This is a genomic window from Rhizobium sp. CG5, assembly GCF_023701945.1.
GTDB lineage: Bacteria > Pseudomonadota > Alphaproteobacteria > Rhizobiales > Rhizobiaceae > Allorhizobium.
Map to the genome: position 1 here is coordinate 124,850 of NZ_JABAEF010000019.1, position 7,175 is coordinate 132,024.

General features: G+C 63.9%; 6 protein-coding genes. 1 reads left to right on the forward strand and 5 read right to left on the reverse strand.

What is annotated here, in order from left to right; genetic code table 11:
- Positions 1 to 38: 38 nt before the first annotated feature.
- Positions 39 to 692 (reverse strand): L,D-transpeptidase, encoded by a 654-nt coding sequence (locus tag HGO38_RS25050; RefSeq protein ID WP_250958547.1) that lies wholly within the window; start codon positions 690 to 692, stop codon positions 39 to 41.
- A 180-nt stretch (positions 693 to 872) separates the two neighbouring features.
- Here HGO38_RS25050 and HGO38_RS25055 point away from each other — a divergent pair, with 180 nt between their 5' ends.
- Positions 873 to 1,361 carry an MmcB family DNA repair protein gene (locus HGO38_RS25055; RefSeq protein ID WP_250958548.1) on the forward strand — a complete coding sequence of 163 codons (489 nt, stop codon included), beginning with the start codon at positions 873 to 875 and terminating at the stop codon, positions 1,359 to 1,361.
- A gap of 2 nt (positions 1,362 to 1,363) precedes the next feature.
- Here HGO38_RS25055 and HGO38_RS25060 read toward each other — a convergent pair whose 3' ends face one another.
- The 4 genes from HGO38_RS25060 to lhpI form a co-directional block, all read right to left on the reverse strand.
- Positions 1,364 to 1,960 carry an ActR/PrrA/RegA family redox response regulator transcription factor gene (locus HGO38_RS25060; protein WP_250958549.1) on the reverse strand — a complete coding sequence of 199 codons (597 nt, stop codon included), beginning with the start codon at positions 1,958 to 1,960 and terminating at the stop codon, positions 1,364 to 1,366.
- A gap of 71 nt (positions 1,961 to 2,031) precedes the next feature.
- Positions 2,032 to 3,321, reverse strand: coding sequence for an ActS/PrrB/RegB family redox-sensitive histidine kinase (locus HGO38_RS25065; protein WP_250958550.1), 1,290 nt, complete (start codon positions 3,319 to 3,321; stop codon positions 2,032 to 2,034).
- A gap of 39 nt (positions 3,322 to 3,360) precedes the next feature.
- Positions 3,361 to 5,823 carry an ATP-dependent helicase HrpB gene (gene hrpB / locus HGO38_RS25070; protein WP_250958551.1) on the reverse strand — a complete coding sequence of 821 codons (2,463 nt, stop codon included), beginning with the start codon at positions 5,821 to 5,823 and terminating at the stop codon, positions 3,361 to 3,363.
- Positions 5,824 to 5,829: 6 nt separating this feature from the next.
- On the reverse strand, positions 5,830 to 6,786 hold the full coding sequence (lhpI, locus tag HGO38_RS25075; protein WP_250958552.1) for a bifunctional Delta(1)-pyrroline-2-carboxylate/Delta(1)-piperideine-2-carboxylate reductase: 957 nt from the start codon (positions 6,784 to 6,786) through the stop codon (positions 5,830 to 5,832).
- Positions 6,787 to 7,175 lie beyond the last annotated feature (389 nt).

Here is a 7,175-nt window from a genome sequence, read left to right on the forward strand (position 1 = left end):
ATGAAGATCCGGTCGATGGGCGACCGGCAAAGGCAGCTTTACTGCAGCACCACGACCCGGGCACCCTTGCCCGGACGGACGCGCTCGTAGAGATCGATGATGTCCTGGTTCATCAGGCGGATGCAGCCCGACGATGCCGCCGTGCCGATCGAGGCCCATTCCGGCGTGCCATGCAGGCGGAACAGGGTATCTTCGCCCTTGTCGTTGAACAGATAGAGGGCGCGGGCGCCGAGCGGATTGCTCAGGCCGGGACCCATGCCGTCATCGACATACTTTGCCACGTCGGGCTTGCGCTCGGCCATTTCCTTCGGCGGATGCCAGGTCGGCCAGGCCTGCTTCCAGGCAATGTAAGCCTCGCCCTGCCAGGCAAAGCCCTGTTTGCCGACGCCGATACCGTAGCGCACGGCCTTGCCGCCCGACAGCACGTAGTAGAGGAAGCGTTCGCGGGTATTGACGACCACGGTGCCTGGCTTTTCCGAGGTCTCGTAGGAAACGATCTGGCGATGGAACTTTGGGTTGACCTTGTTGATCGGAATGGCTGGCAGCGCGTAGCCGGCGTCTGTTACCTTTCCATACGAGTCGGTGAAGATTTTCGCGGTCTCGACTTTCTCCGGTTCGGATGTCGTGGCACATCCGGAAATCGCAAGGGTAGTGACAAGGCCGAATACAGTCAGTGCATTGCGGAAGCGCATGGAAGGCTCTTTGATTTGAGGCGAGGAAGATGGCTGTCGCGAACCATCTTTGATTATGGTTTATTTTTGATTAAATACCGCTTTGCAAGTGTCGGGAGGATCACGAAACTGTTCGGCACTGCAAAATGCCGACCCATTGCTTTTTTGCAACAGACAAGGCGGGCGCCTTGAGGCTTGATCATGACTATTTTGTCGATTGCTGCTAAGAATCCGTTAATAGATGGACGCCAGTCGGATCGCGCCATGCTGGTGCGTCGCGGCGTGCAGATCCTGCTCAATGACATGCGGCATGCGATTCTCCCGGAACTGCCCCTGGCCAGCGGCCGCCGCGCCGATCTCATCAGCCTCAACGACAAGGGCGAGATCTGGATTGTCGAGATCAAGACCTCGATCGAGGATTTCCGGGTCGACCGGAAATGGCCCGATTATCGCGCCCATTGCGATCGCCTGTTCTTCGCCACCCATGCCGGTGTGCCGCTCGACATCTTTCCGCAGGACTGTGGATTGTTGCTGTCGGACGGCTATGGCGCCCACATGATTCGCGAGGCATCGGAACACCGGCTGCCACCGGCAACCCGCAAGGCGGTGACGTTGAGTTTTTCGAGGGCCGCCGCCCAGCGCCTGATGATCGCCGAATGGGGCGCAACCACGCCGGGTTCTCTGGAATAGAGCTATTTCGGTGCGCGCTTGGCCAGAATCCGCTGCAATGTGCGCCGATGCATGTTGAGCCGCCGCGCCGTTTCCGACACGTTGCGCTCGCAGGCCTCATAGACCCGCTGAATATGCTCCCAGCGCACCCGGTCGGCCGACATCGGGTTTTCCGGCACATCGGCTTTTTCGCCGGGCCGCTGCGTCAGGGCGTTGAACACGTCATCGGCATCGGCCGGCTTCGATAGATAGTCGAGCGCGCCGAGCTTCACGGCCGTCACGGCAGTGGCGATATTGCCGTAACCCGTCAGCACGATGATCTTGGTATCGGTGCGGCGCTGGCGGATGGCCTCGATCACATCCAGCCCGTTGCCATCGCCCAGCCGCAGGTCAACCACCGCGTATTTGGGCGGTGCTGCCTTCGACTTGGCAATGCCTTCGGCAACAGACGCGGCGATTTCGACGACAAAGCCGCGGGTTTCCATGGCGCGGGCCAGCCGGCGCAGGAATGGTCCGTCATCATCGACGATCAGCAGGCTCGGGTCGGGTCCGAGAAGATTTTCAGTCGAATCGCTGACCGTTAATGTGGAATTTGCTTCGGATATGAAGGTGTCTGTCATGCCGCGGCATCCCTTTGGGGCGCATTTCGTCCAATAGTCCGGTTATGGCCAGTTATCGAAGGTCGGTAAAGTCATTTCGGTGAATCCGCGTCCATTAGGCTGCGGGGCCAGGTCACGGTGACCCGCGCGCCCGGCCGGTCCGTACTGCCGTTCTGGAACTGAAGCCTTGCTCCTGAGCGCTCCAGCAGCGTCTTGGCAATGAACAGGCCAAGACCCAGCCCGCCGGCCCGGTCGTCGCGGCTGCGGCTGGTGACATAGGGCTCGCCGATCCGCACCAGCACATCCGGCGAGTAACCAAGGCCGTCGTCTTCGATGACGATCGTCACCGACTGGGCGTCATGCCGGGTGGTGATCGTCACCTGCTCGCGGGCAAAGTCGATGGCGTTTTCGATCAGGTTTCCGAGCCCGTAGAGAATGCCGGCATTACGCGTGCCAACCGGCTCGCTGGCCCGGTCCGATGTCTCGACCAGCTTCAGTCGGATGCCGAATTCGCGATGGGGTGCCACCACCTCCTCGATCAGCGAGGAGAGCGGCAGCCGCCGCATGTGCTCCTCGTCCTCCGCCGACATGCTGGCAAGGCGCTTGAGGATGTCGCGGCACCGTTCGCTCTGGCTGCGCAGCAGCTGCACGTCCTCGCCAAAGCGCGGGTCCTTGCCAAGTTCGCGCTCCATTTCCTTGGCCACCACGCTGATCGTGGCAAGCGGCGTGCCCAGTTCGTGGGCGGCGGCGGCGGCCAGTCCGTCCAGCTGCGACAGGTGTTTCTCCCGCTGCAGGATCAGTTCGGTCGCCGACAGGGCATCGGCCAGAAGCGTCGCTTCCTGGGAGACGCGATACGCATAAAAGGCGGCAAAGGCCGTCATCGAGACGATCGAGCACCAGGTACCGACAAGGATCACCGGCTCGATGACATGGGTCCGGCCGGGATACCAGGGCAGCGGATAGGGCGTGAAGGCCAGCGCCGAGATGCAGAGCACGGCCAGCGCCATCAAGGCCAGCGAATGGCGCGACGGCTGCGAGGCAAACGAGATGATCACGGGAACGCAGATCAGCGGCGCAAACGGATTGGCCAGTCCCCCGGTAATATAGAGCAGCGCGGCCATCTGCAGCAGATCGAGACCGAGAACGGCAAAGGCCGAGAGCGGTTCCAGCCGGTGCGTCGACGGAAAGGCCATCGCCAGCGCAAAGTTTGCCGCCGCCAGGGCGCCGATCAGCACGGCGCAGGTGATCAGCGGCATGGGAAATTCGAGAAACAGCGCAACGACCACGACGCTCATCGTCTGGCCCGCCACCGCCAGCCATCGAAGCCGCACCAGCGTCTGCAACCGCAGCCGGCGGCTCGAATTTCCAAAATGGGTCTTCATCTCATGGGTCCCAATCATCTCTGCCCCGATCGGCCGGTTTCAGGTGCCGCGCGGTTTGACGCGGGTGGTCGGCGCCGCCTCGGCTGGATCCTCCGGCCAGGGATGCCTCGGATAACGGCCGCGCATGTCGGCCCGCACATCCCGCCACGACCCCGCCCAGAAACCGGGCAGGTCGCGGGTGGTCTGGATCGGCCGATGCGCCGGCGATGTCAACTCGAGCAGCAGCGGCAATTTGCCTCCGCCGATCGTCGGATGGCTCTTCAGCCCGAACAGTTCCTGGACGCGGATGGTCAGGAGAGGCTCGTCGGCGTCATAGTGGATCGCATGGTTCTGACCGGTCGGTGCCGTGAAATGGGTCGGCGCCAGCCGGTCCAGATCCCGCTGCAGCCCATGCGGCAGCAGCGATAGCAAACCATCGGTGAGGCTTGCGGCCGTGATATCGGAAAAACGCCGGGCCTGGCCCTGGAACGGAATGAACCAGTCGTCCAGCCGCTCGACCAGCGCCGCATCCGTCATGTCGGGCCAGGGTTCGCCGATCGTCCTGTTGAGAAAACCGATGCGCTGGCGCAGCTGGCTCGCACCCTTGCTGAAGGGCAGGGCGGCAATCCCCAGCATACGCACGCCGTCGGCCAGCGCCACGGCCACCTGCTCGCCACCGGGCTTCGGCAGTGGCGTCTCGTTGAGGATGATGGCGCCGATCCGCGTCACCCGCCGCGCCCGGACCTCCCGGCTCGACGTGTCGAAGACACAGTCGTCGCTCGTTTGAATTGCCTCGGGTAAAAGGTCCTCGATATCGGACCGGGTGATTTCGGCCGCCGCCAGGATGCGCCCCTGCGCTGCCCGGCCGGTCAGGTCGGCAATCACCAGCATCTCCGCGCCGGCCAGCCGCTCGGTTTCGGAAAGCTCCGCGCCGCGGCCGTTGGCCATGACATAACGCCCGCGGGCGCCCCGGCGAAGGGCTATGCGGTCGGGATAGGCCTGCAGCAGCAGCTGCCCCGCCCGGATCGGCAGCGAGGATGTCCGTTTTCCCTTGAGGTTGGCCGCCAGCCGCTCGGCCAGTTTGCGGGCCGCCGTTGCCCGGTCGCCCTTCTCAAGGGAGAACCGCCGCAGCCGCTCGTCGAGATCGAGATCCGCCCCTCCAAGCCCCTGTTCCGTCAACAGCACCGCCAGCCGGCAGGCCTCGGCTCCATGTCCGTCGTCGGAAGCAGCAATGGCCATGGCGGCCAGCCGCGGCGGCAGGCCCAGCAGCCGCATCGATCGTCCCTTGGCGGTCAGTCCGCCTTTGGTGTCAAAGGCGCCAAGGCTGATCAGCAAAGTCCGTGCCTCGGCAATCGCCGGTTTCGGCGGCGCATCGATGAAGGCCAGCGCTGCCGGGTCCTGCACGCCCCAATGGGCCATGTCGAGCAGCAGGCTTGACAGGTCGCTCGACAGGATCTCCGGCGGGCTGAAAGGTGGCATCGCCGCCGTCTGCCCCTCGTGCCACAGGCGAAGTGCTACGCCCGGCTCGGTTCTCCCGGCCCGCCCGGCGCGCTGGTCGGCCGAGGCGCGCGACACCCGAACGGTTTCCAGCCGCGTGATGCCGGTTGCCGCTTCGAACACCGGCAATCGCTGCAGGCCGCTGTCGATGACGATGCGCACGCCGTCGATGGTGATCGAACTCTCGGCAATCGAGGTGGCCAGTACGATCTTGCGCAGGCCAGGGGCCGTCGGCCGGATCGCCGCATCCTGCTCCTTTTGCGTCAGATTGCCATAAAGCGGCGTAATGGCGGTCCGCTCATCCAGGCGTCCTGCCAGCCGCTCGGCGACGCGGCGGATTTCGGCCTGCCCGGGCAGGAAGGCCAGAATAGAGCCGTCCTCGCTGCCAAGCATGTCGAGGATGGCCCGCGTCATCGTGTCTTCAATCCGTTCCCCGCCGGGCCGGTCGCGATGGCGGATCTGGATCGGGAAGCTGCGCCCCTCGCTGGCAATCACCGGCGGACGGGTGAGCAGGGCCGAGACCCGCTCCACATCAAGCGTCGCCGACATCACGACAAGTTTCAGGTCCGGGCGCAGGGCCGACTGGCTGTCGAGCGCCAGCGCCAGTCCGAAATCGGCATCAAGCGAGCGTTCGTGGAACTCATCAAACAACACCGCCATAACGCCGCCCAGTTCCGGATCCTCGAGGATCATCCGGGCAAACACCCCTTCGGTGACCACCTCGATCCGGGTGCGCGCCGAAATGCGATTGTCGAGCCGCATGCGATAGCCGACCGTCTCGCCGACATCTTCCTTCAGCAAGGCGGCCATGCGGCCGGCCGCGGCGCGGGCCGCCAGCCGGCGCGGCTCGAGCAGGATGATCCGCCCGTCGCCGCGCCAGGCCTGATCCAGCAGGAACAGCGGCACCAGCGTTGTCTTGCCGGCACCCGGCGGTGCCGACAGCACAGCGCGATTGCCGTGAGAAAGCGCCTGGCCAAGATCGGGCAGGATGGCGGTAACCGGATAGATCGGCATTTCAAGGGGCATCGGCGGTCAGTCCACCTTGCGCAAGCCGGTCGCCGTCTCATAGGCGAGGATGGCGCCGGCCAGGTCTTCGAGCGCCGCACCAACCGATTTGAACAAGGTGATCGACTGGTCGGAGGTCCGGCCCTTCACAGCACCCGATACCAGCTCCGCCAACTCGCCCTTTATATCGTCCTTTGAAAGGACTCCGCTGGCGATCGGCTGGGTAATGTCACCGGCCTCGCTGCAGGCCCCGGCACGGGTGTCGACATAGACCTGGCAACGCCGCACGGCCTCGTCGTCGGCCTCGCGCATCGTCGGCTTGAAGCCGCCGACCAGATCGAGATGGGCGCCGGGCTTTAGCCAATCACCGTGAATGAGCGGCTCCGAGGACAGTGTTGCGCAGGATATGATGTCGGCGTCGCGCGCCGCCTCTTCCAGATTGCCGCAGGCGGTCGCCTGAAGCCCCAGCTGCCGGACCTCCTCGGCCGCGGCTTCGGCATTGGCAAAGGAACGGCCCCATATAGAGAAGCGTTGCAGCGGCCGTACCTGCGCATGGGCCTGCATCAGATTGAGCGACAGCCGTCCGGTGCCGACCATCAGCATCTGCTGCGCATCGGCGCGCGCCAGATAGCGGGCGGCCAGCGCCGAGGTCGCCGCCGTCCGGCGCGCGGTGAGCGCGCCGCCCTCGACGATGGCCAGCATTTCGCCGCTCTCCCCGGAGGTCAGCAGATAGCTGCCATGGATCGCCGGTTTGCCGGACAGGTGATTGTCGGGAAACACCGAGACCAGCTTGACGCCGGCATAGCGCCCAGGCACCCAGGCCGGCATCAGCAGCAGCGTCGCCTCGGCCCGGCCCGGCACCTCCATGGCATGATGGTGTCGCACAGGCATGACGCAAGTGCCTTTGAACATCGACTCTATTGCGGCAATCAATGGCGCCCAGTCCAGTGCCGCAACGGTCTCGGTCTCATTCAATACCAACATAGTGCTCTCCAATGCCTGATCCGGCCCTTTCTTTATCAAGTCTGAGCCCCCTTACCAATGCGCTAAGATAGAGAGAGCGTCCGCACGACGATGCGCAATGTGGTTTTCTGAGCAGGGTAAGACCAGCGGCACGGAATAAGCCATGCGGCGGGGCGATTCCGGGCATGCTGAAGGAAGGTTCCCACACTCCAAAACCCAACCTATCGTTTTTCTGTATGTTTTTCAGCGGCTTAGAAAAAACGACAGTTTTTTGACGGCGGGGTGTTGACTTAGTCGGGTTGTGGGATCTATAAACCGCTCACTGAACGAGGGCGGCGGCGCTGCTGGCGACGGTGACTTTCGTTCTAAAGAAATCCGACAGAGCTTGGCCAGATTGGCTGGTTTTGGGT

What these genes read in the sequence shown, in the direction of transcription:
- HGO38_RS25050 (WP_250958547.1), bottom strand. Translation starts at nt 692, where the DNA reads ATGCGCTTCCGCAATGCACTGACTGTATTCGGCCTTGTCACTACCCTT.
- HGO38_RS25055 (WP_250958548.1), top strand. Translation starts at nt 873, where the DNA reads ATGACTATTTTGTCGATTGCTGCTAAGAATCCGTTAATAGATGGACGC.
- lhpI (WP_250958552.1), bottom strand. Translation starts at nt 6,786, where the DNA reads ATGTTGGTATTGAATGAGACCGAGACCGTTGCGGCACTGGACTGGGCG.
- HGO38_RS25065 (WP_250958550.1), bottom strand. Translation starts at nt 3,321, where the DNA reads ATGAAGACCCATTTTGGAAATTCGAGCCGCCGGCTGCGGTTGCAGACG.
- HGO38_RS25060 (WP_250958549.1), bottom strand. Translation starts at nt 1,960, where the DNA reads ATGACAGACACCTTCATATCCGAAGCAAATTCCACATTAACGGTCAGC.
- hrpB (WP_250958551.1), bottom strand. Translation starts at nt 5,823, where the DNA reads ATGCCCCTTGAAATGCCGATCTATCCGGTTACCGCCATCCTGCCCGAT.